21 protein-coding genes are annotated in these 21655 nt (G+C 49.2%); 3 read left to right on the forward strand and 18 right to left on the reverse strand.

All coding sequences use genetic code 11. The annotated features are described in order from the left end of the window. Positions 1-218: 218 nt before the first annotated feature. Positions 219-632: an META domain-containing protein gene (locus tag AC3DOM_RS01395; RefSeq protein WP_487917232.1), complete on the reverse strand. Its 414-nt coding sequence runs from the start codon at positions 630-632 to the stop codon at positions 219-221. A 76-nt stretch (positions 633-708) separates the two neighbouring features. Next, a complete protein-coding gene (locus AC3DOM_RS01400; RefSeq protein ID WP_487917233.1) occupies positions 709-2172 on the reverse strand; it encodes a pyridoxal phosphate-dependent decarboxylase family protein in 1464 nt (487 codons plus the stop codon). A gap of 68 nt (positions 2173-2240) precedes the next feature. Here AC3DOM_RS01400 and AC3DOM_RS01405 point away from each other — a divergent pair, with 68 nt between their 5' ends. From AC3DOM_RS01405 to AC3DOM_RS01415, 3 genes are all read left to right on the forward strand, one after another. Further along, positions 2241-3497, forward strand: coding sequence for a ribonuclease H-like domain-containing protein (locus AC3DOM_RS01405; protein ID WP_487917234.1), 1257 nt, complete (start codon positions 2241-2243; stop codon positions 3495-3497). Between the two features lie 7 nt (positions 3498-3504). Next, positions 3505-4503, forward strand: a complete 999-nt coding sequence (locus tag AC3DOM_RS01410; RefSeq protein WP_487917235.1) for a PLP-dependent cysteine synthase family protein — start codon at positions 3505-3507, stop codon at positions 4501-4503. Positions 4504-4867: 364 nt separating this feature from the next. Beyond that, the gene (locus tag AC3DOM_RS01415; RefSeq protein WP_487917236.1) at positions 4868-5362 is read left to right on the forward strand and encodes a rubrerythrin family protein; all 495 of its coding nucleotides are present in this window, start codon (positions 4868-4870) and stop codon (positions 5360-5362) included. A gap of 64 nt (positions 5363-5426) precedes the next feature. Here the strand turns inward: AC3DOM_RS01415 and AC3DOM_RS01420 are convergent, their stop codons facing one another. From AC3DOM_RS01420 to AC3DOM_RS01495, 16 genes are all read right to left on the reverse strand, one after another. Further along, a complete protein-coding gene (locus tag AC3DOM_RS01420; RefSeq protein ID WP_487917237.1) occupies positions 5427-6443 on the reverse strand; it encodes a fatty acid desaturase in 1017 nt (338 codons plus the stop codon). A gap of 35 nt (positions 6444-6478) precedes the next feature. Then, complete coding sequence (locus AC3DOM_RS01425; protein ID WP_487917238.1) at positions 6479-7147, reverse strand: HAD family hydrolase; 669 nt, start codon at positions 7145-7147, stop codon at positions 6479-6481. Between the two features lie 69 nt (positions 7148-7216). Next, a complete protein-coding gene (locus tag AC3DOM_RS01430) occupies positions 7217-8671 on the reverse strand; it encodes an NADH-quinone oxidoreductase subunit N (protein ID WP_487917239.1) in 1455 nt (484 codons plus the stop codon). 57 nt (positions 8672-8728) lie between these two features. Further along, a complete protein-coding gene (locus AC3DOM_RS01435; RefSeq protein ID WP_487917240.1) occupies positions 8729-10273 on the reverse strand; it encodes an NADH-quinone oxidoreductase subunit M in 1545 nt (514 codons plus the stop codon). Between the two features lie 239 nt (positions 10274-10512). Continuing rightward, complete coding sequence (nuoL, locus tag AC3DOM_RS01440; protein WP_487917241.1) at positions 10513-12600, reverse strand: NADH-quinone oxidoreductase subunit L; 2088 nt, start codon at positions 12598-12600, stop codon at positions 10513-10515. A gap of 6 nt (positions 12601-12606) precedes the next feature. Next, positions 12607-12909, reverse strand: a complete 303-nt coding sequence (nuoK, locus tag AC3DOM_RS01445) for an NADH-quinone oxidoreductase subunit NuoK (RefSeq protein ID WP_487917242.1) — start codon at positions 12907-12909, stop codon at positions 12607-12609. A gap of 1 nt (position 12910) precedes the next feature. Continuing rightward, positions 12911-13429 (reverse strand): NADH-quinone oxidoreductase subunit J, encoded by a 519-nt coding sequence (locus tag AC3DOM_RS01450; protein WP_487917243.1) that lies wholly within the window; start codon positions 13427-13429, stop codon positions 12911-12913. Between the two features lie 7 nt (positions 13430-13436). Beyond that, positions 13437-13940 carry an NADH-quinone oxidoreductase subunit NuoI gene (gene nuoI / locus AC3DOM_RS01455; protein WP_487917244.1) on the reverse strand — a complete coding sequence of 168 codons (504 nt, stop codon included), beginning with the start codon at positions 13938-13940 and terminating at the stop codon, positions 13437-13439. After that, positions 13930-15039: an NADH-quinone oxidoreductase subunit NuoH gene (gene nuoH / locus AC3DOM_RS01460; protein ID WP_487917245.1), complete on the reverse strand. Its 1110-nt coding sequence runs from the start codon at positions 15037-15039 to the stop codon at positions 13930-13932. Before nuoH ends, nuoI begins: the two co-directional genes overlap by 11 nt. Before the next feature lie 13 nt (positions 15040-15052). Next, on the reverse strand, positions 15053-17035 hold the full coding sequence (locus AC3DOM_RS01465) for an NADH-quinone oxidoreductase subunit G (protein WP_487917246.1): 1983 nt from the start codon (positions 17033-17035) through the stop codon (positions 15053-15055). Positions 17036-17038: 3 nt separating this feature from the next. Beyond that, positions 17039-18277, reverse strand: coding sequence for an NADH-quinone oxidoreductase subunit NuoF (gene nuoF / locus AC3DOM_RS01470; RefSeq protein ID WP_487917247.1), 1239 nt, complete (start codon positions 18275-18277; stop codon positions 17039-17041). Further along, positions 18277-18783, reverse strand: a complete 507-nt coding sequence (locus tag AC3DOM_RS01475; RefSeq protein ID WP_487917248.1) for an NADH-quinone oxidoreductase subunit NuoE family protein — start codon at positions 18781-18783, stop codon at positions 18277-18279. The genes nuoF and AC3DOM_RS01475 overlap by 1 nt, the downstream gene beginning before the upstream one ends. Then, positions 18780-20018 (reverse strand): NADH dehydrogenase (quinone) subunit D, encoded by a 1239-nt coding sequence (gene nuoD, locus AC3DOM_RS01480; RefSeq protein ID WP_487917249.1) that lies wholly within the window; start codon positions 20016-20018, stop codon positions 18780-18782. The genes AC3DOM_RS01475 and nuoD overlap by 4 nt, the downstream gene beginning before the upstream one ends. A gap of 3 nt (positions 20019-20021) precedes the next feature. Continuing rightward, positions 20022-20534 carry an NADH-quinone oxidoreductase subunit C gene (locus AC3DOM_RS01485; protein ID WP_487917250.1) on the reverse strand — a complete coding sequence of 171 codons (513 nt, stop codon included), beginning with the start codon at positions 20532-20534 and terminating at the stop codon, positions 20022-20024. 25 nt (positions 20535-20559) lie between these two features. Next, positions 20560-21042 (reverse strand): NADH-quinone oxidoreductase subunit B, encoded by a 483-nt coding sequence (locus AC3DOM_RS01490; protein ID WP_487917251.1) that lies wholly within the window; start codon positions 21040-21042, stop codon positions 20560-20562. After that, positions 21033-21389 (reverse strand): NADH-quinone oxidoreductase subunit A, encoded by a 357-nt coding sequence (locus AC3DOM_RS01495; protein WP_487917252.1) that lies wholly within the window; start codon positions 21387-21389, stop codon positions 21033-21035. Before AC3DOM_RS01495 ends, AC3DOM_RS01490 begins: the two co-directional genes overlap by 10 nt. Positions 21390-21655 lie beyond the last annotated feature (266 nt).

Genomic DNA, 21655 nt, shown 5'->3' on the forward strand with positions numbered 1-21655 from the left:
TTTTTTTGCGAAAATATATTTTTCTTTGGACTGGGTTTTGGCATTCTCAAGTATTCAGGCTCTGAGGCAAAGAGTAAAGTTCATCACTGGATTTGATAATAATCCCTACCAGAAAACCTGTCCAGTTTTTTATCGTTGCCAATGCATTTAAAAACCAGATAGGCATAAGATGACTTGCAAGCCATCTTATGCCTATCTTTATTCAACCCCGCTTTTTCTTAATTCTCTGTGCGAATCAAGTTCAATGCCGACGTGCCATCTTCCGAGAAAATAGTCAGCGTTGCACCATCGCTCTCGAAATCAAGAGTGCCATTGAGCAGCATTAATACTGCGTATTCCTGGTCCATTTGAGGGGTTTCACATGCCATCATGGTTGACGCCAGCGGACCTGTGGAGATGGTATTTCCGGATACTTCATATTCTCCAAAGAAACCGTTACAACCTACATTGCCTTTCAGATTGTCATCATCATCAAATGAGATCGTTGCATCCACATCGGGTAAAGCCATTGTTGGGTTATCAACGGGACCATAGGAGACCAATTCCCAGGTCGTTCCGTTCAATGTAATTGTTCCCGCACAAGCGGTGAGCAGAGTTGCGATCAAAATCAGGAAAGCTACGTTCTTTTTCATTTTTACCTCGTGTTCATAAAAGTTTTATTTTCATCAGGTAGACGCCAAGCAATAAAATAAAGTTCCCAGAAATTCCCTATTCCTTGCTATAGCGCGTCATTGAATCCAGCAGATCGAGGACCAACTCTTTCAGATCACCGCGATTAGGCAACGATCCGATCAGCCCATACATCGGAGCCATACGCTTTGGCAGGCCACCACCCGATCCCCCCAACAGCGCGGAAACCTTGGCCATTGCTTTGCTGATCCATCGCTCCGGCAGGAAGCGCGTCAGAAAATTGGCAATTTTAATGACCCATTTATTGACGCTCTTTTGCATGGATGGTTTACGCACCTTATCCGCAGATTCAGCCAGGTCGTGCAGAAAATCATCTGCAATAGAGATATGCGCATAATTGACGGTCATATGTAAGGATTTTGGGAAATGCTGCCGATCCAAATGCCAGCCGCGCTCTCCCAACTCGTCAGCCATTTCATACATATCCAGACTCTCACCCGACGAAGGATCTGCTGCAATCGCAAAAATGCTCATCTCCGGGTCGCTCAAAGTCTTCAACCCCTGGATTGCGTTCACACCTGCCCGCATTTTCTCAACCGTTTTCATCACTGCTTCGGTGATTTCCAGATAGCCATCCTCACCCAAATAATTCAAGACTGCCCAGGCTGCTGCGATCGGCCCGGCAGGCCGCGTTCCCGCGAGCGTTGGGGATGGGTAAATGCCGCCCGACCAATCGGTGGAAACGAACATCTGATGACGGCGTAATTCTGCTGTTTTGTACAGGATCACCGAAGCACCTTTCGCTGCGTAGCCATATTTGTGAAGGTCGGCAGATATCGATGTCACGCCGGGCACGCCAAAGTCGAAGTCTGGCACAGGATAGCCCAGCTTGCGAACGAAAGGCAGCATAAACCCACCCACACAGGCATCCACGTGGAAGAGTATCTTCAATTCCTGCGCCGCAGCTGCCAACTCACGGATTGGGTCAACGACGCCATGCGGATATGCCGGAGCCGAGCCCACCATCATGATCGTGTTTTGTGAAACAGCGCGGATCATGGCATTCACATCTGCCCGCAAATCAGCCCGCACAGGGACTTGCACAACACGCACCCCAAAATAATGGGCCGCTTTCTCCAACGCAGGATGCGCACTGCGCGCCAAAACCATTTCAGGCGTAGTGATCGTTGGGCGATTTACGCGCGCCCAATCGCGGGCGGTCTTGACTGCGCAAAGCAGGGACTCCGTCCCGCCAGAGGTCATATTCCCGCTCACCTGCGCATTGCCACCGAGCAAACTGGCCGTCATCGAAACAACTTCGGTCTCAAACTTCTTCAGGCTGGGAAAAGCGGTCGGGTTCAACCCGTTTTCGGCAAAGAACATCGTAAATGCTTCCTGTAACAGCGCATCAACAGCCTCATCCACATGATAGATCAGCCCAAAGGCTTTACCCTGCTGCCACTGTACATCGTGGTCGCGGGCGGTACGCATACTGGTCAACACATCATCTTTTGAACGTCTCTTTGTTGGGAATGGGAGCATTTCTTCCTCCTTGGATAGCATTCCTTAGTGTAGCATTATTATTCAATTTTGCGGATACAATTGGAGACATGAATTCATCTCCAAAGAAATCTCTGGCAGATAAATTGAAATCACTCGGCGTCAAAGTCGGCGCGACGGAGCATCCGCGCCCCAAACCTGCTGAGCATACCCCCATCGAATCGGTCGTTCCGGGCGACTACCGTCAAACCCATTATGGGGAGACCTTCGTCTACGAGCAGCGATATCCGCTAAACCATCTGCATGGGGATATTCCCTTGCTCCCCACCACGCCCCTTCCCGACCTGCTCTCAGCCTGGGCAAAGGATGAGCGGATCAGCAGATTGCCCATTGAGAAATTTGTCTTTTTTGATACGGAAACCAGCGGACTTGCGGGCGGTACAGGGACCTATGCCTTCATGGTCGGTGCGGGGCGTTTTGAAGGAGATGAGTTTATTTTGGCTCAATTCTTCCTTCGCGATCCATCTGAAGAGCCAGCCATGCTCGAGGCTCTCGCTGAGTTTATTGCCCCCTGTGAGATTTTGGTTAGCTATAACGGCAAATCTTTTGATGCGCCGCTTTTGCAAACACGTTACCGCTTGCATGAGATGCCGATCCCCTTTCAAGACTATGCGCATCTTGATCTGCTCCACCTCGCCCGCCGCCTGTGGCGTGACCGTCTCACATCACGAACCCTCCAATCTATTGAAGAACATATCCTCAGTGTTGGGCGCACATCCGAGGAGGTGCCCGGATACGAAATCCCTTATCTCTACTTCGACTATCTCCGTGACAAAAACGCAGAACCAATGAAAGGCGTTTTCTACCATAATGAGATTGATATCCTTTCGCTGGCAGCCCTGCTCAACCACGCGGGAACGATACTCGCAGATCCCTTTGGTGAGGGTGTAAACCATAGCCTGGATGTGATCGCCATCGCCAAACTCTTTGAAGACCTGCACCAGTGGGACGAGGCTGCGCACCTATATGAACATGGCTTGGAAGGGAAATTGCCACAGGAAGATTTTATGCGTGCGGTCAAACGTCTCTCCATTTTACAACGTCGGCGCGGGGATATTGAAGAGGCTGTAAAATGGTGGGGGCGGGCTGCGGAGGATGGTCATATCTATGCGCATGTGGAGCTAGCCAAGCATTATGAACACCGCACCAAGGATTTTGTTGTTGCAAAAGAATATGTCCTGACAGCATTGGAGATGGTTAAGACAGAAGATTTCCCCTTCCACGAGCGAGAGCATTGGTTGGGAGAGCTGAATCATCGACTTGAGAGATTGAAAAGGAAGAATAAGAGTTCTAAAAAGAGGAACTAAAAAGAAGATGAATATTCTCAGTAAAATTGGCAATACACCCTTGCTTAAACTTAACAAGGTAGTCGAATCATCAGATGCAGAAATTTACGTAAAATGTGAATTCATGAATCCTGGCGGGAGTATCAAAGACCGGATGGCCCTTCGTATGATCGAAGAGGCTGAGAAAAGTGGTGAGCTAAAACCGGGAGGGACCATTGTCGATCAATCTACCGGGAATACGGGCCCTGCGCTGGCATTTGTGGGTGCGGTGAAAGGCTACAAGGTTCAATTATTTTTACCAGCCCAACTATCCAGTTCTTACGACCCCGCAGATCGGATCAGGATCGCAAAACTATTTGGCTGTAATGTAACCACGATCGATTTACAAGACCATATATCAAATTTTGATGAGCTAAGCGATATGGAAAGAGCGGCTGCCTTTGTTGCGATAAGAATGACTCAATGCTATCAGCTTGGTGTCAGTGATCCTTCATTTTGGTGGGCCAACCAATTATGTAATATCAATAATGCAGCAGCACATCGAGAAGGAACAGGGAAAGAAATATTGGAGCAGATGGGTGGAAAGGTGGATGCCTGGGTCGCTTCCATTGGTACCGGGGGGACACTGCTGGGTGTGGCTGAGGCCCTAAAAGGTGGGAATTCCAATGTCCATGTTTCCGGGGTTGTGCCAACCGATGATCCCAGGATTGAATGGATCCAATCCAGAGCCGTACATAAATCCCTTGAAAAATTTGGCGCACCAAAAATGAGATTTCTCATTGAAGATATTCTTGAAAAGAATATGATGGATCAGGAAATCGTAGTTCGAAATGAAGATGCCAAAAATATGGCAGACCGGTTATGCAATGAAGAAGGGTTATTCTGTGGTATGTCATCAGGGGCCAACGTTTTTGCAGCAATTGAGCTGGCAAAAAAAATGAAGAAAGGCTCCAGAATCGTCACAGTTTTGGTTGATAGAAGAGATAGATATTTCGCAGAATACCCAAATGAGCATTATGTGGTTTAGTCAATAGATCTCTTGCAAAAGTCCCTTTTTGACACTGCTCTAGCCGCCGTCCTTCGCGCAGCATCCTTTAGGGCGGCGGCGGGGACGCCGCCAGGAGCACATATGCAAGAGGTCTAATCATAAAAAGTGAATAATATCCACTGCACAATCCTGTTTTTGCAAATAATGGATACGCCGAGAATAAGATTCGGCCAACGAGGGCAAGCTTTGGGCTGCGTGCGGTCATGAAAAACAAATATCAATCCACAAAATTATACTAATGCCACTTCTAAGGTATTTTTTCACATCAAAATAATGACATTACCCACAAGCTCCTTGCGCCGACATCCAGTATAGTTAGGGAAACAGTAAAAGGAGACTAATTATGCCCACAACAACTGAAAATCTGAAAGAAGCGTTCGCCGGTGAAAGCCAGGCATTTCAAAAATATACGGCCTTTGCCAAAAAAGCAGAGACAGAAGGGCTGACCAATATCGCCCGCTTATTCCGCCTGACTGCGCTAGCCGAGCAGATCCACGCGGCCGGACATTTCAAGGCCCTGGACGGCGTTGGCTCCACAGCCGACAATTTGCAGGCTGCCATTGATGGCGAGACGCACGAAACCGAAGAAATGTATCCTCCTATGGTAGAAGAGGCTGAACGCGAGGATCATAAAGCAAAACGCATGTTCAAATACGCCGTTGAGGCGGAGGAAGTTCACGCCAAACTATATGGACAGGCCCTTGAAGCCGTCAAAGCTGGCAAAGACCTGGATACAGATTTTTTCCTTTGCCCAGTTTGCGGATATATTGAATTCGGCCAGGCTCCTGATAAATGTCCGATTTGCAATGCTTTGGGCAGTAAATTTATTCGGGGCTAACAACCATCTTTGCAAAAAAACTCCGCCGGATTTCCCAGCGGAGTTTTTTTCTTCTTAATTTCAATCAAGCTTCATAGCTACGTTGGCGATATTTTTTTAGTCTCTCCCACCCTACCATTTGCTGTGTGGCCTCGTCCCAAAGTCGTAAGCGCAAAGTCTTCAGGCTGCTCCACATATTCAATGATTTAACCTGAAAAACAGGATTCTCCTTGAGACATTCCTGTAACTTATAGTTGGGGATACGCGGCCCTAAATGGTGGATATGATGAAAACCAATATTACCTGTAAACCACTGCAAAATGGCGGGCAATTCATAGAGCGAACTGCCATTCATCGCAGCTTTGTAGAAATCCCATTTTTCTTGTCGTTCCCAATACGAGCCTTCGTAATTGTGCTGCACGTAGAACATCCAAACGCCACCAGAAGTTCCAAGTAAAAGAACTGGTAACTGTACCAGCAAATATGTTTTCCAGCCAACAAGCGCAATCAAACCTGAGATCAGCACGACCAGCGCCAGATTTGTCCACCAGATGCTGGCTCGCTCACGTTTTCCGTGCGATTGAAGCGGAATTCGTTGAACAACAGCAAAAACGATCATTGCACCAATAGTGAACATCACCAGGGGTTGGCGCATAATTCGATACCATAGCCTCTTAAAAAACGGTGCAGCCAGATATTCTTCCACTGTCCAGGTATCCACATCACCAGTACCGCGTTTATCGAGGTTGCCCGCTGTAGCATGGTGGATGGCATGTTCGTGCCACCAGCGATACCAGGGTGTGAAAACCAATATTCCGGTAATGATGCCCACAGCCGTATTGACACGTTTTGACTTGAAAAAAGAACCATGCCCACAATCGTGGAAGATGATAAAGGTACGCACCATAAAACCTGCCGTTGGGATGGAGATCAACAAAGTCAGCCAATACGAAATGCCTACACTCCAAAACATGATCCCCCATAATATAAAATAAGGCACCAGGGTATTTACGATCTGCCAGACGCTACGCCAGGTATCAGCAACTTGATATTTACTTACGATTTTTCGCCAATCCACCCCCTCATAATGACTTACTTTCATGGGTTTCTCCTTTAGGTTTTTTTAGCGAGGTAATTTTACCTTATCTGTCCAATTTCTGCAGCGATTTTTGTCAGTGAGAATTGCGCTAATGATTCCAGGCGTAAATCCTCTCCAGAAAAAGTGAGTAGTGAGGTAATTGGATTCGAGACCGCGACGACAAAGATCTTGGCAGCATTGGCTGCCTTAACACCGTTGGGAGAATCTTCAAAAACGACTGCCTGATCCGCGCGGACGTTCAGCTTGCTGAGGGCCAATAGAAATAATTCCGGCGAGGGCTTGGTGCGGGATACATCGTCCGAGCAGATGATATGCTCGAAACGATCAACGAGTCCCAGACGTTGAAGATGCATATCCACCCATTTATGCGGTGAGCTGGAAGCAACCGCCATCTTGAGGCCACGATGCTGAGCCTCATCAAGAAGTTCCACCACACCTGTCAAAACGGGATTAGCCCGGATCAACGCATCCGCTTCGGCGCGCCATCTATCCAGCAGGGGTTGGCGGTGGATTTTTCGGCCTGTGAGCTGCTCCAAATCGGCCAGCGGATCGAAGGTCTCCGCCCCGCTCCCGCCGATGATCTGCCCCCATTTTGATATGGAAAGTTCTGCATCATATTCTGCGTAAATCTTTTGTAAAACTTCAAACTCAGGTGTCTCAGTATCAAGGATCAGTCCGTCGAAATCAAAGATAAGAGCTTTTAACATTGCACCTCCATAAAAAGTGGGGCGCACTTTGAAAGTGCGCCCCACTCAAAAGTATATATAAACTCATTCCTAAAAGAGTTTCATCACCGCTTCTGATGCCCATCCAAACAGGAAGGCCGGAATGAAGCTGAGAATAACGGTAATGGCTGCCATGCTTATCCAGCTAAGATTGAGCCACCATTCCGAAGTAGTTTTCGGTTCACCATCTTTCATATACATGATCACGACGAGGCGCAAGTAGTAGAAAGCTGAGATCAGCGAGGTCAGCACACCGATAATTGCCAGCCAATAGAAATCCACGGCGACGACGGCACTGAAAAGATAAATTTTTCCCCACAATCCTAATGTGGGAGGGATACCCGCGAGTGAGAACATAAAAACGGTCATCGCGGCTGCCATCAGGGGATTCTTGCGTCCCAGCCCGGCATAATCATCCAGTTCAAGACCTTTACCTTCTGCTTCTTCAAGAGCGATGACAATACCCCAGGAACCGAAGTTGGTCACGGCATAAGTTACCAGATAGAAGATCCCAGCGGCAATGGCGGTCGGGGCGACTTCGGGGTTTCCAAAAGCCACAAAAGCCATCAGGATATAACCCGCGTGGGCAATACTTGAATATGCCAACATCCGCTTGACATTGGTCTGCGCAACTGCGACGACATTACCGACGATCATCGTCAGGGCAGCCAGAATGGCGAGGACGGGTGTCAAATCAGCGGCCAGGGAGGGGAAGGCCGTGGAAAAGACACGCATTAACGCGGCAAATCCAGCGATCTTTGCACCAGCCGCCATAAAAGCTGTCACGGGGGTCGGTGCGCCCTGATAGACATCTGGTGTCCACATGTGGAAAGGAACTGCAGCAACTTTGAAGCCAAATCCAACCATGATCAGGGCAGAGCCCGCCAGCATGAGAGGGATATTTGCTGTGCCAGCCTGTGCTGCGGCAGCGATCTCGATGATAGCGGTTGTTTGGGTTGCGCCAAAGACAAGGGCGATGCCGTAAACAACAAATCCACCTGAAAAGGCTCCCAGGAGGAAGTATTTAATGCCTGCTTCTTCTGAGGCTGCATTTGTGTTGGCAAAGGCAGCGAGCACATAAAGAGGAATGGAAAGAAGCTCAAGGGCGATAAAGACCACGATCAAATCAGCAGCCTGTGCCATCAGCATCATGCCAACAATGCTAAACAGGATCAGTGAGTAGTATTCGCCACGTTCGATGCCCATCCGCTTGAGATAGCCATAAGCGAGGGAAATTCCCATCAATCCTGTCACCAGGAGCAAGACATTGAGGAAGGTAGAAAAGCCATCAAGGACTACCATCCCATTGAAGCCAAGGCCTGTCTGACCCGTTTGGGCCAGAGCAAAACCTATGGTCAATGCCAACCCGGCTGCGGCCAATAGCGCCGTCAGGCCCTTACGTTCCTTGGGGATAAAGAGATCCACCAAAAGCAGGGCAACAGCCCAGACTGTCAGCACGATAAGGGGGAGTATCGGTTTTAAGTTGTTTATATCGAATTGAATCATAAATAATTCTCTTCTATTTCAGATTGAGGAGCGGATGGCGACTGCGCTTCGCTCCGCTCAGAGACTGTATTTTAAGTGCATTGCCGCTGCTTGCAAAATCTCTACAAGGTTATTTACTGCAGGTGCAATCAGTGCAAAGAAGGGTTTCGGATAGAGACCGATCCAGAAGATGAAGACGAGCAGCGGAGCGATGGTGATGATCTCACGGGCGTTGAGGTCACGCAAAGCATGTCCGGCATCTTTGACGGTTTCCACGATGGAGCCTTCGGGGCCGAGGAATATCTTCTGGAACATATAGAGCATATAGATCGCGGCGAGGATCACGCCGATAGCGGAGAGACCTGCGTACCAGTAAGACCCCAATACTTCACCAGGCATACCAGCACCCCAAGCGCCAAGCAAAATGGTGAATTCGCCGACAAAGCCGTTCAGTCCGGGCAGGCCCATCGATGAGAGCGTTACGATGAGCATTACCGTACCGTAGACCGGCATCAGTTTCCACAATCCACCGTAAACATCAAAAACTCGGGTGTGGGTCTGCTCGTAGATCATACCGACCAAAAGAAACAATGCGCCGGTGCTGAGACCATGGTTGATCATCTGCAGGATGCCGCCCTGAATACCCTGCGAGTTGAGGGCAAATAGTCCAAGCATCACGAAGCCGAGGTGACTGACAGATGAGTATGCGACCAGTTTTTTGATATCCTGCTGATAGTAGGAAACAATTGCGCCGTAGATGATGCCAACGACCGCAAGTCCTGCCATCATGGGAGCGAATTTGATGGATGCTTCAGGGAAAAGAGGCAGGTTGAAGCGCAGGAAGCCATAAGTACCCATTTTCAGGAGGACACCAGCAAGAATAACGGAACCAGCTGTGGGTGCCTGGACATGGGCGTCGGGCAACCAGGAGTGGAGCGGCCACATCGGGACTTTGATCGCAAAGGCGATGGCAAACGCGAGAAAGAGCCAGGTCTGGATGCCAAGGGGGATATTCCCCAATTCAATCAGTGTTGGAACAGCGAAGGAGCCTTGATTGATACCCAACCACAGGATGGCAAGCAACATCAGGAGGGAGCCAGCCATCGTGTAAAGGAAGAACTTGATGGCGGCATAGATGCGTTGTGGTCCACCCCAGATACCGATCAGGAAATACATCGGGACGAGGGTGAATTCCCAGAAAACGTAGAAGAGGAATAGGTCCTGGGCCATAAAGACACCGAGCATCCCGACTTCGAGCATCAGGAAGAAGATCATGAAGTCTTTGACACGATCTTCAACAGCTGTCCAGGTGGACAGGATCGAGATCGGGGTCAGGAAGGTGGTCAGGAGGATCAGTAAAATACTCAAACCGTCCACACCCATATAATAGGAGATATTCCAGTCTGCAATTCGAATCCAGGAGAGATTGGTCACCATCTGCAAAGCGGGATTGTTGGCATCAAACTGCATCAGCATCCAAATCGAAATGCCAAATGTGATTAATGATGTCGCCAATGCCACCCAGCGGATCAGATTTTTCTTCTCGGAATTAAGGAAGAGAAGGAACAGTACACCCCCCAGTGGGGAAAATGTGACTAGATTGGGAAGTAGCTCAAAGTCCATAGTCGGTCCTCATTATTTCTTAATTTTGTGAAAATTTATCCACAATTATTTTTTGATGAAGTGCCGCATCGCACATGTTTTAGGCTTGCTTGCCCAGTGAGCAATTGTACGGCGAGTGACTTCTTTTTTTTCATCGCAGATGTGCATTGCATCCGCTTTTGGATACGTTGCACATCGGGTCTGCCAAGACCGAACTGCAACGCACTTTTCATTTCATTTCAAGTGCAGTTCTAACGATTTTATTTGAAAAGTAAATATCCTAAAATCGCAACCACGCCGAGTAAAACAGAGAGGGCGTAGCTGCGTACAAAACCATTTTGGATACGACGCAAACCTTCGGATGAGCGTTGGGTCAGGCTCGCCAATCCATCGGCGATGGCGTTGATGATGCCCATATCGACCGGGTCTGAAAGGAAACGTGCAAAACTCTGGAAACCTGCAAAGATGACGCTATTGTGGAACCAGTCATGCCAGAAGTTCCAGTCCAGCGTGATAGAAAGGAACTTTGCCAATTTTTCAAAAGGCGTGATGATAACGGCTTTATAGCCTTCATCCACAAACCATTTATTTTCCATGCCTGTGAAGAGGAAGCCCAGCGGCTTTTTAAGCGGATCGGGCTGTCCTTCCTTGAGCGGATTACGTCCATAGATCAGCCAGGAAATACCAATAGCTACCAAAGCTAAAATCGTGGAAATACCAGCTACGCCGAGGTCAAGCGCCAAGCCTTCAACTTCACCGAGGGTATATCCAAGCCAGTGTCCGAGATTGTGGAATCCTTCAAATGGAAGATTGAGTGCGCCACCCAATACAGCGAGGGCTGCCAAAACCATGAGCGGAACAGTCATCACCGGGGGGCTTTCTTTGGCGTGCTTGGCAACATCGGTGCGTTCTTTACCGAAGAAGACCATCCAGATTTGACGGCCCATATAAAAGGCGGTCAGGAAGGCGGCGATGGAAAGCAGGGCGTATACGCCGGGGAAATGCTCAGCGTGAAGTTTGGCATCCAGCAGAATTTCATCCTTCGACCAGAAACCTGCGAAGGGGAAGATTCCAGCGAGAGCCAGCGTCCCGGCCATATAAAGCCAGAAGGTAACGGGCATCTGTTTGCGCAGGTTACCCATATTGCGCATATCGCCGGGATCGAAGACTTCTTCATCATGCCCATGGGCAAGATGATGGTGACCACGTTCCATACCGAGAATAATTGAACCAGCCGAAAGGAAGAGCAGGGCTTTGAAGAAAGCGTGCGTTGCGAGATGGAAGATTCCGGCCACATAAGCGCCCATGCCCACAGCAGCAACCATAAAGCCCAGTTGGCTGATGGTCGAATATGCCAGGACCTTCTTGATATCGTATTGCCCGACAGCGATCGTGGCAGCAAAGAGGGCCGTGACCGCGCCAATCATCGCAACAATATATTGAGCGCCAGGTACCGCTGAATAAAGCGGGGCAGAGCGGACGACCAAATAGACACCTGCGGTGACCATCGTCGCAGCGTGAATGAGGGCGGAGACGGGGGTGGGACCAGCCATCGCGTCCGGGAGCCAGACGTAAAGCGGGACCTGGGCCGATTTGCCGGTCACACCGATCAGCATAAACAGGGTAATCGCCGTTATAACGGTAGCAGGTTGATGTCCAGCTTGTGCGAAAACTTCGTCAAACTGTAAGCTGCCGAAATGCCAAAAGGTGGTGAAAATTGCCAGCAGGAAACCGAAATCCCCGATCCGGTTGGCGATAAAGGCCTTCTTGCCAGCTTCAGCATTTGCTGTGCTTTTTTGCCCGAGGGTATCGAAATCGTACCAGAAACCGATCAGCAGGAAGGAACAAAGCCCGACACCCTCCCAACCGACGAAGAGCATCAGGTAGGAGTCACCGCTGACCAAAATCATCATCATGGCGATGAAGAGATTCAGGAAAACAAAGAAACGGCGGAAACGGCGCAGGTCATCCTTGAAACGAACATCTTCGTGCATATAACCGATGGCGTAAATATGGATCAGCGTTCCAACACCGGAGACGACCAGCATCATTACAGCTGAGAGAGTATCAACGCGGAATGTCCAATCCAGTTGGAGTTCGCCGATATGGATCCACTCCGCAAAGGGGACAGTATAGGCCTGTCCATGTACGGCGGAGAGAGAATAGGCCAGTAAAAGGGCAACGACGAAAGCCGAACCGGATGCCAGGCTTGCCACCGTTCCGATAGCCTTCTCGCTCATTTTTCCACCGAAGATCATATTGATCAGCATACCGATCAGAGGCAGGAAAACGAGCAGAGGGGCTAAATTGAAGAATAAGCCGGTATTTGCAACTTCACTAAAATTCATCTGGGCTTATCCTTTCAGCATGTTGATCTGGTCAACATCAATGCTTTTCTTCGTACGGAAGATGGCAACAATTAGTGCCAAACCAACAGCTACCTCTGCGGCGGCGACAGCGATAATGAAGAAGACAAAGATTTGACCATCCAGGATATTATTAACACTGGCAAAGGCCACGAAGGCGAGATTGGCCGCATTAAGCATCAACTCAACCGACATGAATATGATCAGTGCATTCCGGCGTACAAGTACACCCATAGCACCGATGATGAACAGGACAGCGGAGAGGGCGACGTAATAAGTTACAGGGACCATCTTAACTCTGCCCTCCTTTCATATTTCCAGTTAGAACAATTGCCCCAACCATAGCGACCAAAAGCAAGATCGAGGTCACTTCAAAGGGCAGGAGATATTTGTTGAAAAGCATGTCACCAATTGCCTGGGGACTGCCAAAGTCAGCGCCTGGGGCGTTATTGATCAAGCCCGAAGCCGATTTCTGGATGAAGATCAGGTAAACGCCTTCAGCCATCAAAACCAGTGCAAGAAAAATTGCCATCGGTTTCTGCCAATTCAGCACCTTGCGCTCAGGAAGTTCGTCCGTTCCCAAAAGCATGATGACAAAGAGGAAAAGAACCATGATCGCACCGGCATAAACCGTGACCTGCGTGAGGGCAATGAAGGGCGCACCCAGCAACAAATAGAAGACAGCCACAGTGGCAAAATTGAGCACCAGAAACAAGGCCGAGTAAACGGCATTCCGACTGACCAACATGCCCAAGGCTGTGGCGATCGCTACAACAGCAAGTATCAGAAAGAGAATAAGATCAATAGTCATCATTCACCTAATCCTGTGGATCTTTCATCTCAGGCACAGAGCGATCAAATAGGCCCGGTTCTGTTTTCTGCGGGGTTGCTTTCCCATTCGATGGGACAGGAACGATCAGCTTATCTTTGGGGAAGATCGCATCAAAACGATTGGTATAGGACATATCGTACTCATGCTCCAAAACGATCGCCTCGGTGGGACAGGCATCTTCGCAGTAGCCACAATAAATACAGCGCAGGAAATTGATTTCATAAGTACTGGCGTAGCGGTCACCTGGAGAGTAGCGTTCTTCATCGGTGTTTTCTGATGCTTCAACAAAGATCGCATCCGCAGGACAGGCTGCCGCACACAGGGAGCAGCCAATACATTTTTCCAAACCATTATCATAACGCTTCAGTTCATGACGGCCCTTATAGCGTGGGCGGACAGGCCGCTTCACTTCCGGATACTGGATCGTAACCGGCTTATCGAGCATCATCTTGAACGTGGTCTTTAGACCACGTAGCAACTCAACGAGCATAAGCCTTCCTCCTTAGAGAAAGATTGATCGCCTGAACAGCTACCGCTCCAGAGATTAAGGAAAAGACGGGAATCAGCCACAACCACATCCCACCAAACAAGTCTGCAAGCAAGATACCTATTGCTGTGGTGAAAACAAGCGCCAGGGACAGAGGTAGCATGATCTTCCATCCCAACGCCATCAGGCGATCATAACGGATGCGCGGCCAGGAGGCACGCACCCAGATCATCATAAATAAAATCAAAAATATTTTTACGAACATATAGATCGGGCCAAGCCAGGGATATGCATCCACGCCTGGTCCAAGATAGCCACCAAAGAAGATCGTTGCGGTGATCGCAGATATCGAGATCATCTTGGTATATTCAGCCATCATGAAAAGGGCAAATTTCATGCCGGAGTATTCCACGTTATAGCCTGCGGAAATTTCCTGCTCAGCTTCAGGCATATCGAAGGGGCCGCGATTTAATTCGGCTAATGTCGCGAAGAAGAAGACAATCATCCCAACTGGTTGCAATAAGAAAAACGGAAGTCCTCGTTGCGCCTCGACGATCTCGGTCATTTTCATCGAGTTGGCTAATAAAATCACTGCGACGAAGGAAAGTCCCAGTGCCAGCTCATAGCTGATCATCTGCGCGGTTGAACGTAATCCGCCCATCATCGCGTATTTATTATTGCTCGACCAGCCAGCCAAAACAACGCCATAGACCGCGATTGAAGCAACCGACATAATATAGAGGACGCCTACGTTGATATCGGCAACGCCCAACTTCACAGCGCGTTCACCGATCATGACTGTGCCGCCCCAGGGGACAGTGGCGGTGATCAGGATCGCGGGTACAACCGTAAGAATTGGCGCCAATATAAATACCGCTTTGAAGGCCTGGCCTGGAATCAATTCCTCTTTGAAGATCAGCTTGACCGCATCCGCAATCGGCTGCAACAACCCAAAGGGGCCAGCGCGGTTCGGGCCAACACGTGATTGAATCCGTGCCAGCGTGCGGCGTTCATAATAGGTTGTGTAGGCAAATCCCGTCAAAAGCACCAGGATCAAGATCAGTGATTTGAAGAAAATTTCCCAAAACAAGGCAGAGTCCATACGATGACTTCCTTTAATTCGTTGGCACGGCTACCGGAAGCTGTGCTCCCAGGCCCTGCTTATTTTCATAACAAGTGCCGGCGATACTCAGGCTCTCTTCAGCATTCACTTCAGCCAGATCTGCATAGCTCAAATCAGAGAAAGCGGAGAAAAGGTCTTCAGCTTCCATATCCAGAGTGACGCCCATCTTCTCAGCAACTTGCGCCGTGATCACATAACCAGGCAGCGCATCTCCCCTGGGGGGAACTGCTGGGAAGAATCGTTGGACACGTCGTTCAGCGGATGTGAAAGTCCCATCCATTTCTGCAACGATCCGGGATGCAAGAGTCACGCTCGCCTTTTCACTAGCTTCCGTTGCCTGTGCGGTCTGCGCAACGATAATATCTGCCACTTCAACAGCGGCTGCTACCAAAGCATCCTGCCCGGCGACATACACTGTTTTACCCTTCAACACCTTCGCCAAATCTTCGACAGGTTCGAAGCCCATCTCCCAGGCACCCTGCGTATTGGCATCTGCCCAGACACCGATCAGACCTTCCTTTTTGGGCAGCATATCAGCACAGGCTTTCGCCAATTTTTGCGAGGCTTTCAAATCCATGCCTTCATTGCCATAAAAGATGACCGTATTTTCAGCTTTGGAAAATGCCTCTTTGATCTCTTTTGAGTCAAGTGCCTTTACAGCGCCGCCTGCTTTATAGCGAATTACTGTAGCGAAAGCATCCAGGCGATTCGCTTCCTGCGTTGCCACGATCAGGGTCGCACCACGGTCAGCGGCTTGCTTGACACGCAACCACCAGATCGGGGCAGCAGTGTAAAGATCAACACCGGCAACAAGGATCGCACTTTCTGCGCCCATCTTGCCCATATCTCCCTTCATGCCGACCTTTGTGGTCAACTCGCCACCGCCAACTTCACTGTAACAAAGGGCTTTGGCGCCAACCTCATCGGCAAGGGATTTGATATTATAGAGTTCTTCATTAGCCAGGCTGCCATCTACAAGATAAACGGCATCACCTTTGGCGGCACTCAATTTTTCGGCTGCAGCGCCAATGGCATCTGTCCACTCAGCGGGGCTTGGTTCAAGCAGGCGATTATCTGCATTCAAGTCTGCAAAACGACCTTTATCACAGATCCAGGTCTCGTTGACCTGCTCGTTTTGACGGGGCATGACGCGTTTGACTACGATCTTGCCGCCACTCTTGGCCTCACGCCGGGTATTCAAAACGGTATTGCAGCCAACAGGGCATTCCGCACAAATGGAGGCGGTAGCATCCAATTCCCAAGGCCGTGCCCCAAAACGGAATTGCTTTGTCGTCAGCGCACCAACCGGGCAGATATCGGTAGTGTTTCCCGAAAAAACGGAATCAAAGCCGGGTTCCGAGGTCGTAACGATCTCGGTTTTTCGTCCACGAAAATCAAAATCGAGAACAGGCTCACCGGCAATTTCGCTCTGGAAGCGGACGCAGAGTCCGCATTGAATGCAGCGCTCGCGATCCAACCAAATAGCATCCCCCAGGGGAACATGCTTTTGGGCATGGTGCTTCTCATCAAATATAAAGCGGCTCTTATCGGGTCCGTGCGCCAGGGTCAAATCCTGCAACAAACATTCGCCGCCCTTATCGCAAACCGGGCAATCCAGCGGATGGGAGGTGAGCAGGAATTCAAGCATACCGTTTTGTCCCTGCTTCGCCTTTTCGGTAGCCGTCTTAACCACCATGCCTTCAGAAACAGGATTAGTGCAGGATGTTTCCAACTTCCAGCCCCAGTTGATCTTGGGCTCTCCGTCTTCCATTACAGCTTCACCTGTGGCCCGGTCGATGGCCGGACGACCAATTTCGACCAGGCACATGCGGCACATGCCAACTGGCTCCATTTTTGGATGGTAGCAAAAGGCGGGAATATCAATACCGGCTTTTTTGGCAGCATCAACCACCAGCGAACCAGCCGAAACGGTTACTTCTTTGCCGTCAATTGTGAGGGTAACTTCTTTGGTCATAAACTATACCTTCGCTTCAAAATCTTCAGGGAAGCGTTCAATGGAGCTAACTACAGCCATCGTTGAGAATTCACCCAGCGCGCAAAGGGTTGTACCACGAATTTGAGTGGCTACACTTTTGAGCAACTCAACATCATCCTGAGTGCCTTCTCCGTTGTGAATCCGGGAAGTCAGTTGCTTCATCCAGTAAGCGCCTTCCCGACAGGGTGTACATTTGCCACAAGATTCATGCTCGAAGAAGGAAACCGTCTTGTTGATCAGCCAATCGAGACTGATCGAGTCGTCTACAACGATAACGGATGCAGAGCCGAGATCGCCCCCGACATTGGGCACGCTCTCGTAATCCATGGGTGTGTCGAGGGCTTCATCATTTGCGACAACCATTGAGGAGGAGGCGCCAGCGGGCATGATCGCTTTAATCGTATTACCATTCGGGATACCGCCACCATGTTCAAAGATCAATTCGCGGAAGGTGGTTCCCAGCGGGAGTTCGTAGTTGCCCGGTTTATTGACATTTCCTGAAAGGGAAAATATCTTCGTTCCAGGGCTTTTATCTGTACCAAATTTTCTATATTCTTTGGCACCATTATTAATGATATAAGGAACACTGGTCAGGGTTTCAACATTGTTGACAACAGTCGGTTTATTATAGAGACCCTGGGAGGGCGGGAAAGGCGGACGCACACGGGGTTGGCCGCGTTTTCCTTCCATCGACTCTAGCATTGCGGTTTCTTCCCCGCAGATATAAGCGCCTGCGCCAAGATGTGTGTAAATCTTCAGGGAGTAATCTGTGCCCTGGATCTTATCTCCAAGAAAACCAGCTTTTTCCATTTCTTCAATCTTTTCGTCGAGGAAATGAGCGACTTCCCAGAATTCACCCCTCAGATAAATATAGGCCGCATTTGCACCGACCGCATAAGAGCAAATCGCAATCCCTTCCAGGAATTGGAATGGGTTGCTTTCCATGATCTCACGATCTTTGAAGGTGCCCGGTTCAGATTCATCGGCGTTGGCTACAACATAATGGGGCCAGTTGTTATTATCCATAAAGGACCATTTCACGCCAGCCGGGAAACCTGCGCCACCACGACCACGTAAACCGGCTTCTTTAACCTCATTGGTCACATCATCGGTTTTCATTTTGATGGCTTTCTTTAGCGCATCAAAACCGCCGTTTTTCTGGTATATATCAATCTGGTTGATATTCGGAACATCACGATGGCGAAGAAGCATATATTTCATTATTTTGCCTCCTTCGCGTCTTTCCGCAAGGCTTCGATCAATTCGAGGGTGGTATCTACGGTCATCTGCTCGTGATATTTGATTCCATTATTACTTTGCACCTGGAACATTGGCGCCTTATCGCAAGCGGCCAGGCATTTGACCTCTTCAATGGTAACCAGCCCATCGTCGGTGGTTTCGCCCGGCTTCACATCCAGTTTTTCACATAGATCTGCCAAATACTGGTCAGCACCACGCAGGGCACAACCGATGTCGGTACAGACCTGGATACGATACTGGCCTGCTTTTTTGTCATGATAGAGACTATAGAAGCCAACGATAGCCGAGATTTCGGTAGTCGTCATATCCAGGATTTTGGCAATATCCACCTTATCCTGTTTATTAATATAACCTTCTTCACGTTGGGCCATAAAAAGCAAGGCCATCACAGCCGAACGCTTATGCTCCGGCGGATATTTTGCCAGAACTTTCTCAATTTCTTGTGGATATTTTTCAGCCAGGCTCATCGATCCACATCTCCCAATACAATATCAATACTACCGATTATCGCAACCAAATCGGCGATCAAAAGACCCTCAGTCATTACGGGCATCGCTTCCAGGTTATTATAGGAAGGCGTTCGCCAGTGAATACGGAAGGGTTTAGGACCACCGTCACTTTCCAGGAAAACACCCAACTCACCACGAGGGGACTCAACTGCAGCGTAAACGCTGCCCTTGGGGACATTGAAACCTTCAGTCCAGAGCTTAAAGTGGTGGATCAGCGATTCCATGCTGACCCCAAGTTCAGAACGTGGGGGAGGAACATATTTATGGTCATTTGTGCTGACGGGACCAAGCGGTAATTTATTCAATGCCTGTTCGATGATCTTCAAAGCCTCACGCATCTCCCGGATGCGGACCAGATACCGGGCGTAGACATCCCCTTCGGTTGCCGTGGGAACTTCAAAATCGTATTGCTCATAACCTGAGTAGGGACGTTTCTTGCGCAAGTCCCAATCTGGCCCGGAGCCACGCAGCGTTGATCCTGTTGCCCCCCACTGGATCGCCTCTTCGGCAGAAATTTTCCCGATCCCCATCGTGCGGTCGAGGAAGAGAGGATTCTTCGTCAGCAGATCCTCATATTCATCGATCCGCTTGGGGAAAGTATCCAGAATGTTTCGGACAGCAGCATCAAATTCGACAGGGACATCCCGCCAGAGACCACCAGGGCGAATATAGGTCGTCATCATCCGCTGGCCGGAAACCAGCTCAAGGACATCGAGGATGATTTCGCGCTCGCGGAAGGCGTAGAGGAAAACCGACATGGCGGCAACATCCAGAGCGGAGGTCGCTAACCAGATCAAGTGGGAGGCAATCCGCTGTAACTCGGCCAGGATCACGCGGATGGCTTGCGCACGAGGCGGTACATCCAATTCGATCATCTTTTCAACGGCCAAACAATAGGCGAAGTTATTCCCGACCGTATTCAAGTAATCAAGGCGATCAGTCATCACCTCGGCTTTGATATAGGTCTTGGATTCCATATTCTTTTCAATGCCGGTATGCAAATAACCTATATCGGGAACACAGGTCACAACGGTTTCACCGTCTAATTCAAGCAGGAGACGCAACACACCGTGCGTACTGGGATGCTGAGGCCCCATATTTAAGAGGACAGTCTCACCATCAATGGCGCGTTGTGAAACAAGATGCTTGATCTCGTCTAAAGTAACCTCAGGAATTGTGTACGGAGTTGTCATTTGCTAAACCTCCCCGTGTGGCTTGCTGAGATCAATCTCTTCATAATTGAAGGTAAATTGCGGTTCTTCATAACCCAGTGGGTAATCCTTGCGTAATGGATGGCCATTCCAATCATCGGGCATCAGCAAACGACGCAGATCGGGATGTCCGTCCACTTTAATACCGAACATATCCCAAAGTTCGCGTTCACGCCAATTGGCATTTTTGTATACTTTGGTCAATGTGGGGATAGTGGGATTTTCTCCCGCCACAGGTACCCGCAACATAAGTTGTAAATTCTTACTAAGTGAATTGAAGACATATACAATGTGGAAACGCGGGGATTCTTCGGGCCAATAGTCAACGGCCGTAATCGTGGAAAGGAGCGCGAAATCAAATTCATCACGCAGTTTTAGGCTCGCAGCAATAAGTTTTTCGGAGGCAAGTAAAACTTGCACATCTCCACGAAACTCAGTCACTTCTGCGCCAAATTCCTTTTTCAATTTCTTAACGATCGGTTGGAGTTGTTTGTCCATTAGTTATTTGATTTCCTAAACAGGACTAAGCTGCGGCTTTGATTTTCTCAGCTTCTACTTTTTCGTAGAGTGCCATAACGCCGCCAATCAATGCCTCTGGTCGCGGGGGACAACCGGAAACGTAGATATCGACAGGAACGATTTCGTCTACACCCTGAACGACAGCGTAGTTATTGAATACACCACCACAGGATGCGCAGTCCCCCATTGCGATAACCCATTTCGGTTCCGCCATCTGATCAAATAAGTGGCGCAGAACCGGTGCCATTTTACGGCTGACACGTCCCGCCACGATCATCAGATCCGCCTGGCGTGGGCTGGGACGCATTAATTCCATCCCAAAGCGACTCATATCATAGTGAGCTGACTGAGCCGCCATCATTTCAATCGCACAGCAGGCCAAGCCGAAAAGCATCGGCCACATGGCGCGCGTACGTCCCCAATTCATGGCTTGTTCGAGTGTCGTCGTAACGGCACCCATCTCGCCTAATTTTTGTTCTACTCCCATTCAAGGGCTCCTTTCTTCCAGGCATAGATGTAGCCTACCAATAAGATGCCTATGAAGATGAGCATCTCGATTAAACCAAAAAGGCCGAGTTTGCGAAAAACAACGGCCCATGGCAAAAAGAAGATGACTTCAATGTCAAAAAGAATGAAAAGAACGGCAACAAGGTAAAAACGCACTGGCATCCGGCGTGTGCCGGGGCCGATGGGCGCCATCCCTGATTCGTAGGGCATTGCCTTGCGTTTGGTCTCTCGACGAGGGCCAAACAGCCCCCCCAGAGTGATCGCAATGACAGCTACTGCCGTTGTAAGGATGAGCAAAACTGCAATGGCAATATATTCAAAGAGCATACTTTCCTCGCGGTTTTATAGACTGTAATTCTGAACGCTAGTATATCATAAGGCTTATTTTCACAATCAAAAAGTGTCACTATGCACGTAGATATTGGACAGGGGTCATATATAGTTTTTTCACTAGGAAACACAATTTTCTTCAGATTTTTAACATTTTTGTAGTCAAAAGCAATAAGTTTCTTGGCAAAAAGAGCATTATTAGAAAAAGATCTAGCCACCTGACAGTTTTGCATCAACGGTAGGTACACATCGAAATGTTGAAT

It is taken from the genome of Candidatus Desulfolinea nitratireducens, from assembly GCF_982879505.1.

What these genes read in the sequence shown, in the direction of transcription:
- AC3DOM_RS01395 (WP_487917232.1), bottom strand. Translation starts at nt 632, where the DNA reads ATGAAAAAGAACGTAGCTTTCCTGATTTTGATCGCAACTCTGCTCACC.
- AC3DOM_RS01400 (WP_487917233.1), bottom strand. Translation starts at nt 2,172, where the DNA reads ATGCTCCCATTCCCAACAAAGAGACGTTCAAAAGATGATGTGTTGACC.
- AC3DOM_RS01405 (WP_487917234.1), top strand. Translation starts at nt 2,241, where the DNA reads ATGAATTCATCTCCAAAGAAATCTCTGGCAGATAAATTGAAATCACTC.
- AC3DOM_RS01410 (WP_487917235.1), top strand. Translation starts at nt 3,505, where the DNA reads ATGAATATTCTCAGTAAAATTGGCAATACACCCTTGCTTAAACTTAAC.
- AC3DOM_RS01415 (WP_487917236.1), top strand. Translation starts at nt 4,868, where the DNA reads ATGCCCACAACAACTGAAAATCTGAAAGAAGCGTTCGCCGGTGAAAGC.
- AC3DOM_RS01420 (WP_487917237.1), bottom strand. Translation starts at nt 6,443, where the DNA reads ATGAAAGTAAGTCATTATGAGGGGGTGGATTGGCGAAAAATCGTAAGT.
- AC3DOM_RS01425 (WP_487917238.1), bottom strand. Translation starts at nt 7,147, where the DNA reads ATGTTAAAAGCTCTTATCTTTGATTTCGACGGACTGATCCTTGATACT.
- AC3DOM_RS01430 (WP_487917239.1), bottom strand. Translation starts at nt 8,671, where the DNA reads ATGATTCAATTCGATATAAACAACTTAAAACCGATACTCCCCCTTATC.
- AC3DOM_RS01435 (WP_487917240.1), bottom strand. Translation starts at nt 10,273, where the DNA reads ATGGACTTTGAGCTACTTCCCAATCTAGTCACATTTTCCCCACTGGGG.
- nuoL (WP_487917241.1), bottom strand. Translation starts at nt 12,600, where the DNA reads ATGAATTTTAGTGAAGTTGCAAATACCGGCTTATTCTTCAATTTAGCC.
- nuoK (WP_487917242.1), bottom strand. Translation starts at nt 12,909, where the DNA reads ATGGTCCCTGTAACTTATTACGTCGCCCTCTCCGCTGTCCTGTTCATC.
- AC3DOM_RS01450 (WP_487917243.1), bottom strand. Translation starts at nt 13,429, where the DNA reads ATGACTATTGATCTTATTCTCTTTCTGATACTTGCTGTTGTAGCGATC.
- nuoI (WP_487917244.1), bottom strand. Translation starts at nt 13,940, where the DNA reads ATGCTCGTTGAGTTGCTACGTGGTCTAAAGACCACGTTCAAGATGATG.
- nuoH (WP_487917245.1), bottom strand. Translation starts at nt 15,039, where the DNA reads ATGGACTCTGCCTTGTTTTGGGAAATTTTCTTCAAATCACTGATCTTG.
- AC3DOM_RS01465 (WP_487917246.1), bottom strand. Translation starts at nt 17,035, where the DNA reads ATGACCAAAGAAGTTACCCTCACAATTGACGGCAAAGAAGTAACCGTT.
- nuoF (WP_487917247.1), bottom strand. Translation starts at nt 18,277, where the DNA reads ATGAAATATATGCTTCTTCGCCATCGTGATGTTCCGAATATCAACCAG.
- AC3DOM_RS01475 (WP_487917248.1), bottom strand. Translation starts at nt 18,783, where the DNA reads ATGAGCCTGGCTGAAAAATATCCACAAGAAATTGAGAAAGTTCTGGCA.
- nuoD (WP_487917249.1), bottom strand. Translation starts at nt 20,018, where the DNA reads ATGACAACTCCGTACACAATTCCTGAGGTTACTTTAGACGAGATCAAG.
- AC3DOM_RS01485 (WP_487917250.1), bottom strand. Translation starts at nt 20,534, where the DNA reads ATGGACAAACAACTCCAACCGATCGTTAAGAAATTGAAAAAGGAATTT.
- AC3DOM_RS01490 (WP_487917251.1), bottom strand. Translation starts at nt 21,042, where the DNA reads ATGGGAGTAGAACAAAAATTAGGCGAGATGGGTGCCGTTACGACGACA.
- AC3DOM_RS01495 (WP_487917252.1), bottom strand. Translation starts at nt 21,389, where the DNA reads ATGCTCTTTGAATATATTGCCATTGCAGTTTTGCTCATCCTTACAACG.